Source organism: Streptomyces roseolus (genome assembly GCF_014649855.1).
In the GTDB taxonomy this organism is placed as follows: Bacteria; Actinomycetota; Actinomycetes; order Streptomycetales; family Streptomycetaceae; genus Streptomyces; species Streptomyces roseolus.
Genome location: NZ_BMTV01000006.1, coordinates 112,470 through 131,437, shown reverse-complemented (window position 1 = coordinate 131,437; position 18,968 = coordinate 112,470). Strand labels below are relative to the sequence as shown.

6 protein-coding genes are annotated in these 18,968 nt (G+C 71.4%); 1 reads left to right on the top strand and 5 read right to left on the bottom strand.

The window, feature by feature from the left end; translation table 11 throughout:
* Positions 1-4: 4 nt before the first annotated feature.
* From IE245_RS09055 to IE245_RS09035, 5 genes are all read right to left on the bottom strand, one after another.
* Entirely contained in the window at positions 5-748 is a 744-nt protein-coding gene (locus IE245_RS09055; RefSeq protein ID WP_189946253.1) for a DUF4352 domain-containing protein, read from the bottom strand.
* Between the two features lie 172 nt (positions 749-920).
* Positions 921-2,180, bottom strand: coding sequence for a hypothetical protein (locus IE245_RS09050; RefSeq protein ID WP_189946252.1), 1,260 nt, complete (start codon positions 2,178-2,180; stop codon positions 921-923).
* 73 nt (positions 2,181-2,253) lie between these two features.
* On the bottom strand, positions 2,254-6,279 hold the full coding sequence (locus IE245_RS09045; protein WP_189946251.1) for an Eco57I restriction-modification methylase domain-containing protein: 4,026 nt from the start codon (positions 6,277-6,279) through the stop codon (positions 2,254-2,256).
* Positions 6,279-9,233, bottom strand: coding sequence for a DUF8741 domain-containing protein (locus tag IE245_RS09040; RefSeq protein ID WP_189946250.1), 2,955 nt, complete (start codon positions 9,231-9,233; stop codon positions 6,279-6,281). The genes IE245_RS09045 and IE245_RS09040 overlap by 1 nt, the downstream gene beginning before the upstream one ends.
* Before the next feature lie 32 nt (positions 9,234-9,265).
* On the bottom strand, positions 9,266-15,619 hold the full coding sequence (locus IE245_RS09035) for a protein kinase domain-containing protein (RefSeq protein WP_189946249.1): 6,354 nt from the start codon (positions 15,617-15,619) through the stop codon (positions 9,266-9,268).
* A 227-nt stretch (positions 15,620-15,846) separates the two neighbouring features.
* On the opposite strand from IE245_RS09035, the gene IE245_RS09030 reads away from it, so the two are divergent.
* Complete coding sequence (locus IE245_RS09030) at positions 15,847-18,924, top strand: sigma-70 family RNA polymerase sigma factor (protein WP_189946248.1); 3,078 nt, start codon at positions 15,847-15,849, stop codon at positions 18,922-18,924.
* Positions 18,925-18,968 lie beyond the last annotated feature (44 nt).

The window sequence follows — 18,968 nt, the reverse complement described above, 5'->3', positions numbered from 1 at the left end:
GTCGTCAGCTCGACGTGGAGCCGGGGGCGAGCCGTACGGTGGTCAGGTCGCCTTCGGTCATGCCTTGGGAGCCGGAGAACGCCCACTCGGCCGGGCTCGAGTCGGCGGGGATCTTGTAGACGAAGACGGCGTCACGCTTGAACCCGGGCTGTACCTCCTCGCCGCAGGCGTCGGCCTTGTGGTTGGCCTTGACCAGGAACGCCTCTTCGATGAGGTCGAACTTCCGTCCCTCGGCGTCGATGAGGCCCTGCGAGATGCCGCCGCCGCACACGGGGTCGAAGGAGTCGGTGCCGTCGTTCTGGACGGTCGTCTCCACGATCGCGAACTTCGCACCCGTACCGGCCTTGAGGATCTTGTCCGAGTCGAAGTCGTCCAACGTCACCGTCGCGGCCACACCGACCTTCTTGACGACGACCGTCGCACCGCCGCTCTTCGCCTTCTCCCCCACGGCGAAGCTCTTGGGGGTCGGCGTCGGGCTCGGGACCGTCTCCGGCTCCTGAGGAGGATCGGCGGGGTACGTACGGGTGTCCTGCCATATCGACGGGCCGGCCGCCGGCGCGGCGGCGTCCTCGACGTCGCCGCCGCCGTCTCCGACCACGGCGGCGGTGATGCCGGAGGACACGCCGGCGACGAGGACCGTCCAGACGGCCACCAGGACGGCGGCGCGGCGGGACGGACGGGGTCTGGCGGGTGCGGGGGCCGGCGGGGCGGGGAGGGCCGGGTCGCCGGTGGGCCTGGGCGGGATCATGGCAGGAGGCTCCTGGGGTGCGGGCCCGGCCGGAAGGAGTGGGCCGGGCGGGTTCGGGGGTTCATCATCGCGATCGGGTGTGCGGCGGGGGCTGTTTTTCGCCGGACTCCGGCAGCCACCGGCTCGCATGAGGCTGACGGGATGCGCCCGTGGGCCTGCGGTCGCCGCTCGGTCAGGCTTTCTCTTCCTCCCCCTCTTCCCCGTCTCCGTCGCGCCGTCGGCGCGCTCGCTCCGCGATGCCGCTGGAGAGCTTGCCCGTCGCCGACTTCGCCCGGCCGAGGGTCTCGGTGCCGAGGCGGCGGGCGGCGTCGATGTTCTCCGCGCCCTTCTCCAGTGCCTTGTCCCTCACCTCCACGGCCGCTTCCTTCCAGCGCCGCGCCTCCAGCGACTCCTGGTCGCGCTCGATCCCGAGCCGGCCGTGGAAGTCGACGACGGCGACCTCGACGTGGTTGCGCGCGTGGACCACCTCGCGGGACGTGGTCGGGTGCAGCAGCACCTTCGCGTTGGCCGTGCCGGCGGCCGTGTGCATCCTGGCCACCAGGCGCTCGGTGCTCTCCGAGATGAGGTCCATCCGGTTCTTCCGGGCGGCCCGGAGCCCGAGGCGGTGCGCGTCCAGCTCGTGCGGGGTCGTTTCCCGTACCCGGTCGAGTTCGAGTACGGCGAAGGCGTCCTGGAGCTGGAAGCAGTGCGCGAGTACGGCGAGCCACTCGCGCGCCTTGGCCTCGATCTCCTTGGACGCCTTGGCCAGTTCACCGATCTTGCTCTTCTGCTCCGTCTTCTCGGCGAGGGCGTCGAGCCGGCGCAGTGCGTACGCCTGGGTGTCGGCGATCGTCGTGGAGGTGTTCTGCACCTTCGACCACGTGACCTCGGAGACGCGGCCCACCTGCTCCCGGACGGTGAGGGCGTCCTTGAGCACGAAGTCCACCCCGATCATCCGCGCCAGCGCCTGGTCCTCCTGGGCGCGGAGCACGTCGTCGACCTTCTCGTCGATCGTGGCGAGGTAGTCGGCGATCTCGTCCATGGCCTGCTGCATGGCCAGTTGCGCCATGACCGTGGCGACGTTGGCGAGTTGAGCCGGGTTGCCCTTGAGGGACCTCGCCCCCTTCGCGAACTCGACGAAGCCGTCGATCTGGCCCTTCGGCCCCTTCAGCACACCCGTTTCGAGCCCCGTCGTGGCGCTCTTCCGCAGCCCGATCTTGTCGATGCGCTGCGCGGACTCCTTGGTCAGCTTCACCCAGCGACCCGAGTCGGCGGCGAAGCCGGAACCCGTCTGCGCGAGCCCGGCGGCGTCACCGAGGGTCTTCCCGAACCGGCGCGTCCCGGGGCCCTTCGCCGGCAGTCCCTCCGAGACGAGGAAGCGCTCGACCGCCGCCGGGTCTCCGATGACCGCCAGACCGTCACCGTCTCTGAACAACTGGATCTCGTCATCCATGGTCGACCCCTTTCGGGTCACGGCCCGGACCGTGGCTCCCCTCCGGTCCGGGCCGCGTAGGCGTGGTGGGTTTTCAGGCCGCCGGGTGGCGGGGGCCGTGTCCCGGGGGCGGGGTGAGCGTGGAGGTGTAGTTCTCGCCGTCCACGAGGGGGTTGGTCAGGCTGACGCCGGCGGCCGCCATGCGGTCGTACTCGGCGAGGATGAGGTCCTTGGTGCGGTAGGTGCCGTACTTGGCCTCGTCCTTGCGCTTGACGATGGGGAAGGTGTCGAGGATGTAGGCGACGTCGTCCCTGTCGATGCCGTAGAGGTGGAAGAAGAGGGCGTCGAGTTCGGCGCGGATGATGGTGCGGCGGTCTTCGTCCCAGACGAAGGGGGCGCCGGTGTCGCCGAGGTCGCGGGCGAACGGTTCGAGCTCCCGCGTCACGAACGCCAGCTCCAGACCGCGCTTCCTCATGAACTCCTGATGCACAAGAACGGTGGCGAGAAGCGGAACAGGGATTTGCTCGAAATAGTTGAACGACAGGTTCACGCCACCCAGTTTCTGGCGCAAGACATAGTCGCAGACGTAGGAGCTGAGAACCTGCTGCAGAAGGTTCCCTTCGCGGGCCAAAACGAGCGGCGCACTGTGCCCCACCGCAGATTCGGGAATCACCGAACTGATGACCGTGCGCTCATCTGTGTTGCGGCACACGTTGCGGAATGCCAGCAACCAGTGATTTTCCCAGCCTCGCGCGACAAGGCGCTCGCGCACGTTCGTCGCCGGCACCCAGTAACGGGGGGCGATCACCCCGTCTCGTTCCTTCTTCTCCTCCAGCTTCACGTCCCGCGTAGAACCGTCCTCGTCATAGGTCGCCCAGCGGTGGTCGTAGTGGTGAAGCATCTTCGCCTCGTACAACGGAAGCATCCGGGCCCCACCGAGAACGAAGACGTTGCCGTCCAGCCTCCACCCCTCGGCCATCAGATCCTCACGAGCGTGGAAGAGATGCGAGTCGTGCGACATGTCGAACATCCTCAGGAACGACACACTCCACGGGTCGCCTGCCGGGTCGCCCTCCCTCAGCAGAACGGGCACTCGGCGGTACACACCCAAGGTGATCTCCGCGTCGCGACGGGTTCGGAAGACCGGACAGGTGCCCGTGTTGGGATTGAGGAGGGTGATCTCCTCGGGCGTGAGCACGAACGCCTTCTCCGCGTCGTCCAGCTCCGCCGGGTCCTGGAGGAAGAAGGCGAACCGGCCCTCCGCCTCACGCAGGGCTCGGCCCGCCAAGGACAGGATGCTGAACTTCATGCGAGAGTCCACATCCGGGAACAGGCCGGCCCGGTTCTCGAAGTCGTACAGCGCCGCGATCGAGCCGTTCTCCACGAGGTCCTTGAAGAAGTACTGCGTCCGCGCGTCCGTCGCGATGCCCGTCGGGACGATGACGCCGGCCCGGCCCCGCTCGCCCGTCAGGATGCGGTCCGTCTCGGCGAACACCGCGTACAGGTTCAGGTTGCCCTGGCCCGTCAGCGGTACCCGCTCGGACCTGCGCAGGAAGTGGCTCTCCGCGTAGACGGCTCGTTTGGCCGCCGCGTACTCACCGTACAGTTCCAGCGTCTCCGGGGTCTCCTGGAGCTTGGCGATCTGCTTCTTGCGGGCGCTGGCGTTCGAGATGGCGGCGATCTCGGGGGCGCGCTGCGCGAAGAACTCCTGCTCCTTCAGCTCCACGCTGTCCCACGGCGGGTTGCCCAGCACACAGTCGAAGCCGCCCGCCCAGCCCGTCGCCTCGCTGATGCCCGCTCCCGACTCCGGGACGGAGAACACCTCCGGGAACTCCAGGTGCCAGTGGAAGAAGCGGTACTGCTCGCGCAGGCGCACGATCTCGTCGTGGGTGGCCTTGGAGGCGCTGGATGCGTTCGGGTCCTCCAGGGAGCGGAAGACGCCGTGCGTGACGGCCCTCGGGGCCTCGGGGGTCTTGAGCCACATGAAGGCGGCGCACCAGGCGTCGGCCAGGTGGAGGGCGTTGACGTAGTCGGCGGACTTCTCCCACTGCTCGTAGGCCGCCGCCTGGCCGCGTACCTCGCTCAGGTTGCCGGAAGGCGCGTGGGTGATGCGGCGCATGCCGGACGCGAAGGCCGTGTTGGCGACCCTCACTCCCTCGTCCTCCAGGTCGAAGAGGGTGAACTGGCCCTTGCGCTCCTCGGCGTTGAGCTTCTCCAGAGTCTTGGCGTGCTTCTTGTCGTCTCCCTCGGTCGCGATGAACGCGTCGTCCGGGATCCCGTCCCGCAGCAGTTTCGGCGTCGCGCCGATCAGGGCGTTGCCGTGCTTGACGTGGGCGTTCAGGAAGCCGAGGGGGCGGCCGGGTTCCAGGGCTTCCAGCCACAGGGACACCTTGGCCAGTTCGACCGCCATCGGGTTGAGGTCGACGCCGTAGATGCAGCGGGCCACGACCTCGTGGAGCGCGTGGCGGACGGCTTCCAGGGTCGGCTCGGGGTTGCGTTCGCGGACCGCCGCCACGCGCTTGGCGATCCTGCGCGCCGCCGCCACCAGGAAGTGGCCGGAGCCGCAGGCCGGGTCGCAGACCGTGAGGGAGAGGAGTTCGCTGACGATCGCGTCCGACGGGTCCGGCTCGCCCGCCGCCGTCGCCGCCTGCTCGCCGCGCTTCACCGCGTCGTCCAGGACCGGGTCCAGGGAGGAGTCCAGCAGGCATTCGATGAGGGAGGACGGGGTGTAGTACGAGCCCGTCGTCTTCCGCGTGTTGCCGGCCAGTTCGACCAGTTCGAAGGTGCGGTCGACCGCGCTGTGCTGCGGGACCAGTTCGAGCAGGGACTCGTAGATCGAGCCCAGTTCCTCGGCGTCCAAGTGGCGGTAGTCGACCGTGCGCCAGCGGCGGGAGCCCGTGTCGCGGACCTGGGAGAGGTGGCGCACGGCGGTGAGGAGGTGCTCGTTCGCCAGGGACAGGCCCTTCAGCGGGGTGTCCGCGTCCGTCTCGTCGAAGATGCCGCCGAGGCCCGGCAGGCCCAGCTCCGGGCGGCCGTTCTCGTCGCCGAGGGCGTCCAGGACGATGCGGAGGGCCTGGTAGAGGTCGCCGTGGGCGGTGCCGCGGCGCTTCCGGGCGTGGGTGCGGAGGCGGCTCGACGAGAAGTACGTCTCGTACCGCTGACGGGCCTGCTCGTCGGCGTCCGGGGAGAGGAGGGCGTCACGGTCCTCCGCCACGAAGACGAACAGGAGGCGGTAGACCAGCCGCAGGAGTGCCCCGTGCAGGGCCTTGACGTCGGTGTCGTCGCGCAGGGCCGTGTTGGCGGGGTGGCGGAGGAAGCCGGTGCCGAGGGCGGTGATGGCCTCCTGGACGCCCTTGCGGAGCTGTTCCAGGGCGCGGGTGCCGGAGGCGATCGCCTCGGTGCGCCACTTCTCCAGGCGGCAGCCCGACGGCGCCGCCCCGTCCGCCACCTCGAAGCGGGAGACGTGCAGGAGGCGGTAGAGGAGGACGAACTCGCTGAAGAGTTCGCCGTCGAAGACCGCTTCGAGGTCGAACTCGACGTAGGACGCCGTGGCGAGGGCGTTGGAGTCGCGCAGCAGGCGCACCCGGCGGCCGTTGGTGAGGACTCCCCACAGGTGGGTCTCGGTGCGGTTGAGGCATTCCTGGAGCATGGACTGGGGCGGGACCTGGCCGGCGGCGGCGCGCTTGTCGAGGTCCGTGTTCCACGCGGTCTGGTGGATGAGGGCGTGGTGCCAGCGGTGGGAGACCGGGAAGGACTTCTCCGCGTCGGAGTCGGCGGTGATGCCGGCCGGGCCCACGGCCGTCAGGGGGCCGAAGCCGAGTTCGCGCCAGAGGGGGGCCAGCCAGTCGCTGGTGGCGAGGCCCGTGGGGTCGGCGGCGGGGGCGCCCGTGACGGGGTCCTCGGGGAGACGCTTGCGCAGGTCGCGCCAGAGGGGCTTCAGGTACTCCCAGCTCCGCTCGGCCTCGTCGCGTACGGAGCGGGAGGTCGGGAGGCCGTAGTCGGCGGGCTTGGAGCCGGGGACGTCCTTGCCCTCGGAGATCCGGACCAGCATGTCGGCGGGCAGCAGCGCGCCGACCGTCTGGACGGCGGAGAAGACCTGGCTGCGGGTGGTGGCGGACATCAGGCGGCGGCCTCTCCGGAAGCGGCGGGCAGGTAGACGTAGGCGCCGAGGACGTCGGCGGGCCGCTGGGCGGTGACGCGGAGGCCGCGGACGATCTCGTCGGACGCCCTGCGGACGCGGCGGTGGGAGTCGGCGAGGTCGGCCGCGAGGTCGTCGCCGTAGGACTCCAGGTGGCCGGTCACCGTGTCCAGCTGCCCGAGGATGCGGGTCATGGTGCGTTCGCCGAAGTCGGCGGGCGTGTTCTCGGTGGCGGTGGCGTCGAGGAGCGCGACGGCCTCCGCCGGGGACAGCCACTCGGCGTTCTTCGGGGCGCCGCGGAAGGCCAGCAGCCGGGCGTCCTCGGCCACGAGCTGCTTCTCGCCGGTCCGCGAGGGCAGGGTGAGGTGGAAGCGGTAGCGGACGAGGAGCAGGGTCGTACGGGTGGTGACGGCGTCCGTGGTGATGACGCCGCAGCGGCGGGCCGGCCGGACGCCTTCGGCCTCCTTGTCGAGGGCCGCGTTCAGGACGTGTCCGGCGAGGGCGCCGATCACCGGGTCCGTACGGACGAGGGCGGCCTCTCCACGGGCCACCGCGGGGTCGTGGCGGAAGGGGATCGGGCGGTCCTTCTCGATGACCTCCGGGCCGACGGCGGGGGCGAGCGCGTCGCGCAGGCCGGCGGGCGTGCCGCCGACCTGGGCGGTGAAGTCGCCCGGCGTCGAGCCGTCCGTCTCGCGCAGGACGCCTCCGAGCGCGCCCAGGGCCTCCCGTACGAAGGTCTCGACCTCGCCGACGCCGCCCAGGGCCTCACGCACCGAGGCGACCTCGCGGGCGACCTCCTCCGGGTGGATGGAGCGCTGGGCGAAGCGGGAGCGGGACTTCTTCTCGCGCTCGGCGGCGGAGTTCCAGTCCTGCTCCAGGTCGCCGAAGCTCTGCTGGAAGGCGTCGGAGCCGAAGAGGGCCTGCTGTTCGCCCTCGCGGCCGCGCAGGAGCAGCCACTCCACGATCGCGTCCGTGACGCCGGTGGACATCTCGTCCGGCACGGAGACGGAGATGCCGAGGTCCTTCTTGATCTGGCGGTGCTTCTTGATGAGGACTTCGAGGACCTTGCCGTCGATGCCGTTGTCGTCGCCGTACAGGGTGATGACCCGGACCTGGTCCCGCTTCTGGCCGTAGCGGTCGACGCGGCCCTCGCGCTGGTCGTGCCGGGTCGGGTTCCAGGCCAGGTCGTAGTGGACGACGGCGTCGAAGTGGTGCTGGAGGTTGACGCCCTCGGACAGGCAGTCGGTGGCGACGAGGACCCGGCGGGCTGCGGCGTCCTCGCCGGCCTCCGCGGCCAGCTCCTCGATGCGCTCGATGCGCTGCTGCGGGGAGAGGGTGCCGGTGACGGCCTTGACGACGGTCTTCGCGCCGAGGGGGCCGCGCTTCTTCGTCTCCGGGTCGCCGCTCAGCTGCTCGGCGAGGTATTCGGCGGTGGGGATGTAGCGGCAGAAGACGATCGGGTTGTGGCCGTCGGCGAGCAGGGCCTTGAGGTGCTTGACGAGCGCCTTCAGCTTGAGGTCCTGCTCGGGTCCCTCCAGTGCCTCGGCGCGGGCGGCGAGTTCGGCGAGGCGGCTGCCCGCGTTCTCCCCGTTCCCTTCCTCCGTTCCGGCGCCGGGTGCGACGTCCATCCCCTCCAGGGTGTCGCTCTCCGCGGAGTCGCTGGTCAGCGGGGCGCCCAGGCGGTCGGCCTCCTCGGCGGAGGCGGCGACCGCGGCGGCGGAGCGGGTACGGAGGGTCTGGGCGGCGGCCCGGGGCGAGGAGACGAGGGAGCGCAGCAGGGCGATCGCGGACCACCAGGCGATGCGGGCCTCCCGCTTGCCCTGGCCGCCGGCCGCCTCGACGCGGTCGCTCGCGTAGGCGATGGCGTCGTCGAGCAGGGCCCGGTAGGCGGGCGCGAGCTTGTAGGTCTCGTCCTTGAAGTAGCGGTCGGAAGGGAAGGCCGTCCGCTCGGCGAGGCTGTCGTCGCTCAGTCCGTCCCCCTTCGTGAGGTACTGGCGGACGTCGGCGCGCTTGCGGGCGACGAAGTGCCGGGCGAGGAGGGCGCGGCCGGATTCGCTGTCCAGGTCCACCCGGGCCAGTTCCGGCGTGACCAGGCCGAGGAGGTTGCGGAAGGCGGACTCCTTGCCGGAGTGCGGGGTGGCGGTGACGAGGAGCAGGTGACGCTCGGGGTCGGCCGCGACCCGCTTGAGGAGTTCGTACCGCAGCTGGTTCTGCGAGCCGGCCGAGGTGTCGTCGGCGGCGACGCAGGTGTGGGCCTCGTCGACGATCACCAGGTCGGGGCAGTGGCGGACGAAGTCGTCGCGGTGGCGGGTGGACTTGATGAAGTCCGTCGAGACGATGACGTGGGGGTACTTGTCGAAGAGGGACTGTCCGAGGTCCAGGCCTCGCTCCAGCCTGGACACCGTCGAGGAGAGGACGAGTTCGGCGTCGATGCCGAACTTTCCGCGCAGCTCGGCCTGCCACTGCTCGGCCAGGGCCGGCGCGCACAGCACGGCGAGGCCGGTGGCCTCGCCCTGGGCGAGGAGCTCGGAGGCGATGAGGCCGGCCTCGACCGTCTTGCCGATGCCGACGTCGTCGGAGATCAGCATGCGCACGGTCTGCTGGCGCAGGGCCATCAGGAGCGGCACCAGCTGGTAGGCGCGGGGCTCGACGGCGATGCCCGCGAGGGAGCGGAAGGGGCCGGCGCCGGAGCGGAAGCCGATGCGCAGGGCCGTACGCAGCAGGCCGGCGGCGCGCTGGTCACCGAGGTCGGTGGGCGCGGGGGCGGCGAACTCGGCGCCCTTGACGTCCTCGAAGGCGGGGAAGACGGCGGCGACGTCGTCGTCGGATCCGCCGAGGGGGCGCAGGACGAGCATGTCCGGGGCGCTCTCGGGGAGCACCACCCATTCGCGGCCGCGCGCGGTCACCAGGGATCCGGCGGAGTATGTGAGTGCCATGTCGGTGGTCGAGTCCTCGTGGTGGGCGGGCGTCAGCGGGTGGTGCCGAAGATGCGGGGGTGCGCGGCGACGATGGCGTTCCAGTCGGCGTCGTGCGGGAAGCGGACGACGTCCCAGCGGGCGTCGAGGAGCCGCTCCTCGGCGTCCTCGTCCCGCAGGGCCGTCGGTTCCGTGCCGGGCAGGTCGACGAAGACGGCGACGTCGAGGTTGCCGAGGCGGTAGACGTAGTCGGCCTGGGCGTTGGCCTCGGTGATCAGCGTCTCGCCCTCGTCGGGGAGGTGGAGGCCCTTGGCCTTGAGCCAGGTCAGCAGGTTGTCCTGGGCGAGGTCCTCGGCCAGCACCGTCTCGACGGGGGTGAGCGCCGGGCCGACCGGGGCGACTGGCGTGCCGGTCTGCTCCAGGAGGCGGTGGAACTGCTCCGTACGAGACTCGCCGCGCTGCTCGCGTACCGCGGTCGACGAGGCCAGCCGGAGCAGGAGCTCCCTGACGGAGTGGCGGTTGATGTGGGCGTGGTCGCCCTGATTGCCGTAGGTCAGGAGGCAGTCGTAGCAGCCGAGGGCGCAGGGGCGGTCGGAGTCCGGGTGGGCGAGGTCGGTGCCTTCCTTGTCGAAGTGGCAGATCTCCAGGGCTCGTTCGGCGGCGCGGGCGATCCCGCCCGGTTCGGCCTGGAGGCGGCGCAGCACGCCGGCGCCGCCCTCTGCCGCCTCGGTGAAGAGGATGCGGCCGCGCGGGCCGTCGTCGGGCGGGAGGAGTTCGGCGCCGAGTTCGGAGTCCTCCAGCTCGTAGGCGGCCTCGATGCCGCGTTCGAGCGCGTACATCAGGGAGAGCGCGACGGGCTCGTACAGGGGCTCCTCGAGGGTGACGACGAGGATGTTGCGGCGGTCCTCGACGAAGGGCAGGACGCGCTTCTTGCGGCGGCGCTCGTTGCCGTCCGCGTCGACGACGGGCAGCTCGCCGGAATCGCCGGACGCCTCGGCGGCGTCGCGGTCGTTCATCCAGCGGCCGTCGCCCAGGTCGAGCCAGTAACCCGCGGGTTCGTCCTTCTTGGCGCGGACGCGGCCGGTGTTGGTGATCCGGACGGTCGCCGAGTCCCCGTAGGAGACGACGGCGATCGGTCCGCCGGACGAGTCGGAGACGGTGGCGTCCTGGCGGCCCTTGCGGGTGCCGTGGTCCTGGAAGCGGTACGAGGTCTCCAGGCGGAAGCCGGCCCGGCGGCGCTCCTCCTCGTCGGACGAGATGCGCTCGCGGCGGGTGGTGTAGACCGTGTGCAGGTGCAGCAGGCCGTACGTGGCGGCGCCCAGGGGCTCGTGGCACATCTCGCAGCGGTCGGCGCGCTCCTCCGGGTCGTGGTGGTAGCCGCACCCGGCACAGCGGCGCGAGGCGGTCGTGGCGAGGTCGCCGGAGGAGTCCGGCGGGAGCTGGATGCGGGTGACCTGGTAGCGGGCGCCCTCGTGGTAGATGAGCGCGCCGGGGCCGAATTCGCGGATGGCGAGGAAGCGGGGCCGCTGGAGGTAGTCGCCGTCGCCGCGGCGCCGGCCGACGGTGGGGATGTAGGCGGCGAGTGGAAGCCGCGGGAAGGAGTAGCCGGGCAGGAAGCCCTCGGAGGCGAGGTAGCGGTAGGGGTTGAAGTCGGAGAGCACGGACTTGCTGTCGGCGCTCTCGTTCATCAGCAGGTTGAGCTGGGTCTCCGCCTCGCGGCGGCGGCCGTTGGCGCGGTTGCGGTCGCCTTCGGTGAGGGTGTAGTCGAGCCGGCGCTTGTTCTGGATGTACTGGTCGTCGAGGGCGGCCCGGAAGAGGTCGCGCCAGCGGTCGAAGGCGTCGTCGAACCGCTGCGGGACGGTGCGGACCCGGTCCTGGATCCAGTCGTCGTACCACCAGGTCGTCTCCGCGAACTGCGGGATGAGCGGTGCCAGGACGCGCAGGGCCGCGTCGACGGTGCGGCGCTGGGCGTCGGGGTCGAGGGAGGCGTCCCGGATGTCCGGCTGGAGCCGGAGCTCGGGCCGCGGCCGGTCGCCGGTCTCGGAGTAGGAGACGTCGAGCACCTCGGGGATGGACCGGCCCAGTTTGAGGCCGGCCTCGGCGATCCAGACGCCCTGGAGGTGGGAGAGGACCAGGTCCTCGTTGGCGAGATCCAGACGGGGCGGGGCGACGGCTCCGGCGACCATGCGGTCGGAGCGGCGGAAGTAGTACTGGTCGTGGCTGTTGCCGGTGGCGCAGTACGTGGTGACGAGAGCGGGCTGGCCGCTGCGGCCGGCGCGTCCGCTGCGCTGGGCGTAGTTGGCGGGTGTCGGCGGGACGTTGCGCATCATCACCGCGTTGAGCGAGGAGATGTCGACGCCGAGCTCCATCGTCGGCGAGCAGTAGAGCAGCTTCAGTTCCGCCTTGCGGAACGCCTCTTCGCGCTTCTCCCGCTCCTCGGGGGCGACCTGGGCGGTGTGTTCGCGGGCGAACAGGCCGGCCAGCTCGCTCGCCGCGTCCTTGTAGAGGTTCTGGAAGAAGGAGTTGACGCGGGGTCCGTCACCGCTCTGGTAGGTGCGCGTGAGCGGGTCGTGGGCGCCGGTCACGCCCTTTCCGGCCCGCCAGACGAGGGACTGGGCGGCCACCCGGTAGCCGGTGGGGAGGGGGCCGGTGGGGCGGTGGAATCGCCCGGCCCGCTGCGGGACCTCGGCGACCTCCTTCACCAGGCCGGCCTTGGCGAGGACCTTGAACAGGTCACCGATGACGAGCTGGAGGTCGTCCTGGTCGAGCTTCCTGAACCCGGCGTCGGTGCGCTTCAGGTACTTGCCGAACTTGCCGCGGGCGGAGAGGAAGAGGTTCGAGCGGTCCAGGCCGGGACGCGAAGGGTGCGGGTAGGCGGTGGCGACCTTGGGCTTGTCCGCGGCGCTCAGGGTCCACGGGTCGATGAGCCGCTCCTCGCTGGCGCGCTGGAGCGTGTCGAAGTCGTCGCGGAAGTAGGCGACGTCGATGGCGAGGGACCGGCGCATCTCGTCGAGGAGCGCCTTCATGATCTCGGCGCGCAGGGCGGGATCCGCGGTGAGCAGGGCCTTGTGGGTGCCCGTCCAGCGGTCGTCCTTGCGCGCGACCCAGACCAGGTCCTCGTAGTCGATCTCGAGCAGGCCGGTCTGCTCCAGGTTGGGCATGGTGATGCGCCAGCCGCGTTCGAGGTCGAGGTAGAGACGGAAGGCGATCACGTCGCGCAGGGTACGGGCGGCGTTGCGGGCGAGGGCGGGGGGCAGTTCGGCGTCGCCGGTGTAGTCGACGGGGTCGAGGCCGATGACGTTGGCGACGGCGGAGGCGAGGTCCTCGTGGTGCAGGCCGTCCTCGCCCGCGTCGAGAGCCGCCCGGTACAGGGCGCCGCGCAGCTGGGTGATCTGGACGAAGTCGTTGAAGTGGCCTGCCTGGAGCGACGCGTCCTGGCGGTTGTCGACGAAGGTGAGGAGCTTGCGCGCTTCCTTGTCCAGGGCTTCGGCGGGCACCGACTTCAGGGAGCGGACGACGGAGGCGGAGATGAGGGAGGTCGCCGAGGATCGGCCCTCCTGGGAGAGGGTGGCGAGCTTGGCGAAGTCCTTGGCTCGGGTCTGCTCGTAGGAGACTCCGCAGTGCAGGCAGAAGAGGAACGGGGAGGGGATGAACGCGGCGTGCAGCTCTCCCCGGCCCTCGTAGCCGAGCGGGTCGACGGTGATCGCGGTGGGGACCCGGTCGCGGTAGGACTTCTTGACGACCTCCTGGTCCTTGTCGTCGATCTCCAGCCAGGATTCGGGCAGCCGGCGGTCGACGACGGCCTGCTGGGTGCCGGCCGGCCAGCGTCGCTCCTGGTCGATGTAGAGGTAGCCGTCGCCCTGGCGTCCGCCGGTGGCGGCGGTGTCGCGGCGCGCTTCGTAGCGGATGTCGCCGTCCTTCTCGGTGCGCCAGACGGTCACGTACTCCTGGCCGCACTCCCGGCAGAAGGCGAGCGGCATCAAGGGCTTGCCGCCGCTGCCGGGCTGCTCCAGCTGGTACGCCCGGGTCATGTGACGGGTGCTCTTGTCCTCCAGGGTGACGTGGACGGTGTCGCCCTTGGAGAGGAACTGGTGGAGCCGGAAGGCGAAGAGGGGCCGTTCGGTGACCGGGTTCTTGGCCTGGGAGCCGGCCTCCAGGGTGGCACGGATCGCGGCGACGCAGGCGTGTTCGTCGACGCCGGAGAGCTCGGCGAGTTCCTTGGCGGCTTCCTCGATCTTCGCCGGCCGCTGACGGACGAGGCGGCCGCTGTCCTCGTCGGTGGCGAGACCGAAGCGGGTCTCGATCCAGCGGGCGAGCGGGTCGCGGACCAGGTCCGCGTACGCGCGGGGGGCGGCGGGGGTGCGCAGGCGTTCGGCGGGAACCGTCTCGGGTGCCGGGTCGGTCGCGCGGACCAGGGTCTCGCCGATGACGTGCTCGGGCCGGACCCGGGTGCCGAAGAGGGTGGAGGCGACGTCGGCCACGACGGCCTTCTGGTCGTCGAGGGTGCCCTCGGTGGACATGGTGGCGGAGGTGCCGACGCACTGCAGATCGGCGGCCTGGCACGCCTCGCGGACTCGCCGGACGAGCAGGGCGACGTCGGCGCCCTGGCGGCCCCGGTAGGTGTGGAGTTCGTCGAAGACGAGGAACTCCAGGCCGCGGGCCATCTTGATGAGGCTGGCCCGGTCCGCCGGGCGGGTCAGCATCAGTTCGAGCATGACGTAGTTGGTGAGCAGGATGTCGGGCGGGTTGTCGCGGATCTCCCTGCGGCGCTCGTCGTCCTCCTGGCCGGTGTAGCGGGCGAAGGTGACGGGTTCGCGCCCCTCGCCGTAGCCGTCGCGGAGGTACTTCTCCAGCTCCTTGAGCTGGCTGTTGGCGAGGGCGTTCATGGGGTAGACGATGATGGCCCGGACACGCCTGGCACGTTCGTGGCCCTCGGCTTCCCGTTCCCGCAGGACCCTGTCGACGATCGGGACGATGTAGGAGAGGGACTTGCCGGATCCCGTTCCGGTGGTGAGTACGTACGAGGCGCGGGCCGCCGCGGCGTCGATCGCCTCCCTCTGGTGCTGGTGGAGGGTGAGGGGGCGGCCGTCGCAGACCCTGCCGCCCTCGGTCTTCCTCGCCTGGAAGATGCGGGCGCACTCGTCGTGGAGGACCTTCTGCCCCGCGAGTTCGAGGACCGTGCCCCCGCTCGCGAAGAACGGGTTGAGGGAGAGCCAGGGGTCGGGCCACTGGGACTTGCCTTCGAGGTCCTTCTCGACGAACTGGCGGATGAGCTCGTCCCGGATGACGGTGCCGCCCTCGGTGAAGGCACGGTAGTCCTTGATGAGTTCGCGGTGGACGTCGAAGACGTCCATGCCGGCCGCGGGCGGGGAGGAGCGGTCCCCTCCTTCCCGCGGGTCGGCGTCCTCGGCCCGAGCCGTGTCCTCGGGACGGCCCTCGGCCGTCTTGCGCTCCTCCTCCAGGGTCCGCAGCCCCCTGACGGGGTCGAAGGCGTCCCAGGCGGGAAGGGCAGGCGTGTCGCCGTCGGAGAGGGCGAGCGGCAGGAGTGCGTCCCGTACGGCGAGGGCGCCGGCCGGCCTGGCGGCCGGGTCCTTGGCCAGCAGCCGGTCGACGAGACGCAGGAGCTCCCGCGGGAGGTCCTGCCGGATGAGTCCCAGCGGCGTCGGGGGGACGTTGACGTGCTTCTCGGCGAGTTCGTAGGCCGAGCCGTCCGTGAACGGCGGCACGCCGCTGAGCATCTCGTACAGCACGCAGCCGAAGGCGTAGAGGTCCGCCGCCTCGGTGACGAGGCCGGCCCTGAACTGCTCGGGGGCCATGTAGCGCGCGGTGCCGACCGCGACGCCGCTGCTGGTCAGGCGGGTCTCGTCCGCGTCGTCCGCGATGCGGCCCATGCCGAAGTCCAGGACCTTGACCACGCCCCCCTGGGTGAGCATGACGTTCCGCGGCTTGAGGTCCCGGTGGATCACGCGGGCGGCGTGCGCGTGGGCGAGGCCGTCGGCGATCTGTACGCCGATGGCCGCGGCCCAGGCGACGGGGAGCTGGGACTCCTCGTCGACGAGGTCGCCGAGGGTGTCGCCGTCCAGGAGTTCCATCGCGAGGTAGGGCAGCCCGCCGCGCTCGGAGTCCCTGGCGGGATCCACTCCTCCGTCGACGATGCGCGTGATGTTGGGGTGCTGGAGGCGGCGCATGATGCGGACCTCCCGCGCGAAGCGTTCCACCGCCTTGGCGTCGGCACGCGTGTCGACGATCGCGCCGGACCGGTGTCGCAGGATGACCTTCACCGCGACGAGACGCCCGGCCGCCCCCTCGGGTTTCTGGAGGTCCTCCGCCCTGTGCACCTCGCCCATGTTCCCGGCGCCGATCGGTCCGCGCAGTCGAAATCGTCCCGCGACCGTCTCCAGGTCCATGGCCACTCCCTCTTGCGCCCGACTCGCGGCCCCTGGTCCAGGGCGCACGCCTCCCCTTGCCTGCCGTCGGGTTCCCTCCTCGCCGAAGAGACGACCCGACGCGGGCAGTGTACACGGGTTTCGCGATCATTCGGCCTGATTCAATCTGTTTACATCGCCAACACGTCACCTCTATACTGACGCCGCATCAACGGCAAGCCGCCGCCTTCACGCCAGGTGAAAGTTGGGTGACCTTGGACCTCAGGGCCGCACTCGCAGCGCTCCACCGCAACCTCCAGCAGGCCGCGGCCGAAGGCGTCGCCCCGGCCGACGCCTTCGCGGCCGAGGTGGCGCGACTGGGACTGGACGCGGCAGCCCGGTCGAGACTGGCGGCCGAACTGAACCGCATGGGATTGCGCACGGATGTTCGCATTGTTGAGGTGTCAACTACTTCTGACGCGCGAGACGCGGAAAAGGTTGCACCGCGCCCCGTACCGCCGCTGCCGGACGAAACCGTCAGCCCCGCCGTCGGGCTCCTGCTCGACGTCGTGGCCCGGTACGCCGAGGCGGGTTCCGTACCCGGCCCGGTGGTCGCGGGAGTGGCCCGCCTGGCGGGGCTCGGCGCGGCCGATTCCGCTGCGCTTCTGACGGCCGCGGCAGCCCGCTTCACCGTGCGCGCGGAGGCGGTCGGGCCCGAGAGCGTGCCCGACGCCGAACCCGCCCTGCCGGAGCCGTCGCCCGACGCCCCCGCGGTCACCCCTGACGGCCTGGACGCCGCCGTCACCGCCGCCCTGCGCGTCCTCGACGAGGACCGCTTCGCCCGGCGGCCCGAGAAGCGCGTCCTCACCGCCGACGAGGAGGTGGGACTGAGCGTGCTGCTCCGCGGGGGCGTCGACGGAGTCGGCGTCGAACCGACCGCCGAGGAACTGGCGGCTCTCCCCTCGGGGCATCCGCGCCGCAGGGCACGCGACTGCCTGGTCTCGCACAACCAGGGGCTCGTCCATTCCCTCGCGCGCAAGCACACGGAGCAGGGGCTGGAGTACGAGGACCTGTTCCAGCACGGCGTCCTCGGGCTGATGACCGCCATCCGCAAGTACGACGCGACACAGGGCAACAAGTTGTCCACCTATGCCACCTGGTGGATCCGGCAGGCGCTGACCCGCGCCGTGGCCGACGAGGGCAGCGCCATCCGGGTTCCGGTCCACATGCACGAGACGATGCAGAAGGTCGCCCGCGAGGAGCGTCGGCTGATCTCCGCGGGGCGCCACCCGACCGTCGCCGACGTGGCCGTCGCGTGCGATCTGCCGATCGACAAGGTCGAGAAGATCCGGCGCATCAGCAAGGTGACCGACTCCCTCGACCGTGTGATCGGCGACGGCACCAGCCTCGGCGAGCTCGTCGAGGGCCGCACCGCGCTCCCTTCCGTGGAGGGGACGGTGCTGCAGCTCCTGTCCGACGAGGACGTCCACCGTCTCGTGGCGCTTCTCCCCACGCGTTACGCGTACGTGGTCAACCGGCGCGTCGGGCTGGGCGGTCACGACCCCGCCACCCTCGACGTCATCGGAACGGAACTCAAGGTGACGCGCGAACGGGTGCGGCAGTTGGAGGCGCAGGTTCTCCCGGTGCTGCGTCTCGCCTTCGAGGCCCCGGGCGAGGACCCCTGCAGGACCTTGGAGTCCATGCTCACGGACCCCCGGGTCGGCTCGAACCCCGTAGGTGCGATCAGCAGGGACCTCAAGAGCGTCAAGTGGGGTGCCGGCGTCGTCGCCATGCGTGCCTTCCACACCCGGACGGGACATGCGCACCCCTCCGAGGACCACCTCGAAGGCGGCTTCCCCCTGGGCGTGTGGGCGGCGGAACAGCGCACGACGGGCGGGGCGTCCGGAAGCGGGCTGCCCACCCACCGCAGAATCATCCTGTCCCTGGTCGGCTTCCGCTGGCGCCGCGCCGCCGACACGCCCCCTCAGCCGCCTCGGGGCCCGCGCCGGACACGCACGACGGTCCGCCCCGGCGTGGCCGTTCCGCCGCCCGGTGCCGGGCCCGGGCCCGGCCCCGCGGCCAAGGAGGAACGCGGCGCGGACGACGCCGTGCCGGCCACCGCGCCCCCACCGGAGCCCTTGCCGGCGGAGGACCGGACGTCCCCTGCGGACCTGCCCGCCGCCCCGGTCGACGAGGGCCCGATCAGCGACGCGACGGGCGACGAAGGCGCGGCGCCCGACGACGCGCCCGCCGTCGGGCAGGCAGGCGGGCCCGGCACCCCGGTGCTCACTGACGCCTCCGCCGCGGCCGGAGGCCCTCGGCGGGCGAGCCGGTGGGAGGAGGCCCTGGAACTGCCCGCGCCCCTGGACCGGAACGTGCGCTGGATGGCCCGGTACACGCTCCTCGCCCTCGGCGACCTCTCACTGACGGGGCTCCTCGGCCCCGCACCCGCGCAGGCGGTCATCGCGACGGCCGAGGGCAGCCGACTGCCCGACCGTTCGGTCGCGGAGTCCCTGCGGGTGCTCGTCAAGGTGCTGGACACGCTGAAGGAACGGGCGCGACGACCGGAGGACTTCTTCGACCGGCCGTCCTCCGCCCTTCTCGGCCAGTGCCCCACGAGGTACCTGACCGCGCGCCCCTTGGTGAAGCCCGAGGGACGCCTCGCGCTCGTCCAGGCGCTGGAGGAGTTCGCCCTGTCCGACACGGACACGGGCCCGACGCCACCCGATGACGCCGCTCAGCCGGACCTCCCCTCGGCAGAGGAGCGGCTGCGGGAGGCCGAACGTCTGCTGCGGGAACGGGAGACCGACATCGCCCGCCGTGTCGCCGCCGCGCGGGCGGACGAACGGGACAAGGCACGAGCCGGGATGGAGGCGGAGGTCGCCCGTCGTGTGGAGGAGAGCCGTCACGAGACGGACCGTCTCCTGCGAGAGGCCCGGGAAGCGGCGGAGGAACGCCTCCGGGAGGCGCTGGAAGCAGCCGAGGCGCGTGCCCGCGAAGCCCGGGAGGAGATCCTCCACCTGCACGAGGCGGTGAGCCGTACCGCGAAACGGTACGAACTCCGCCTCCGGGAGAACGACCGGGCAGCGGCACGGCGCACCGCCGAGCTCGAGGAGCGGCTCGGCGAGGCCCAGGCCGAGATCCGGCGGCTCGTCACGGACGTCCGGGCACGGGAGCACGAGGCGGCCGAGCGCGTACGGGCGGTGGAACGGTGGGCCGAGAGGCGTGTCGCCGAGGCCCAGGAGAACTCCCGGCCCCTCGTGGCCGAACGGGAGGCCCGGCTTCCGGCGCCTCGTCCCACGCCCCCGCAGCAGCCCGACCCCCGCAAGTGGTGGCGCCGCGGCTGAGTCCGCGTCAGACCCCAGCGCCCCGAACGATGACGTCCAAGGAG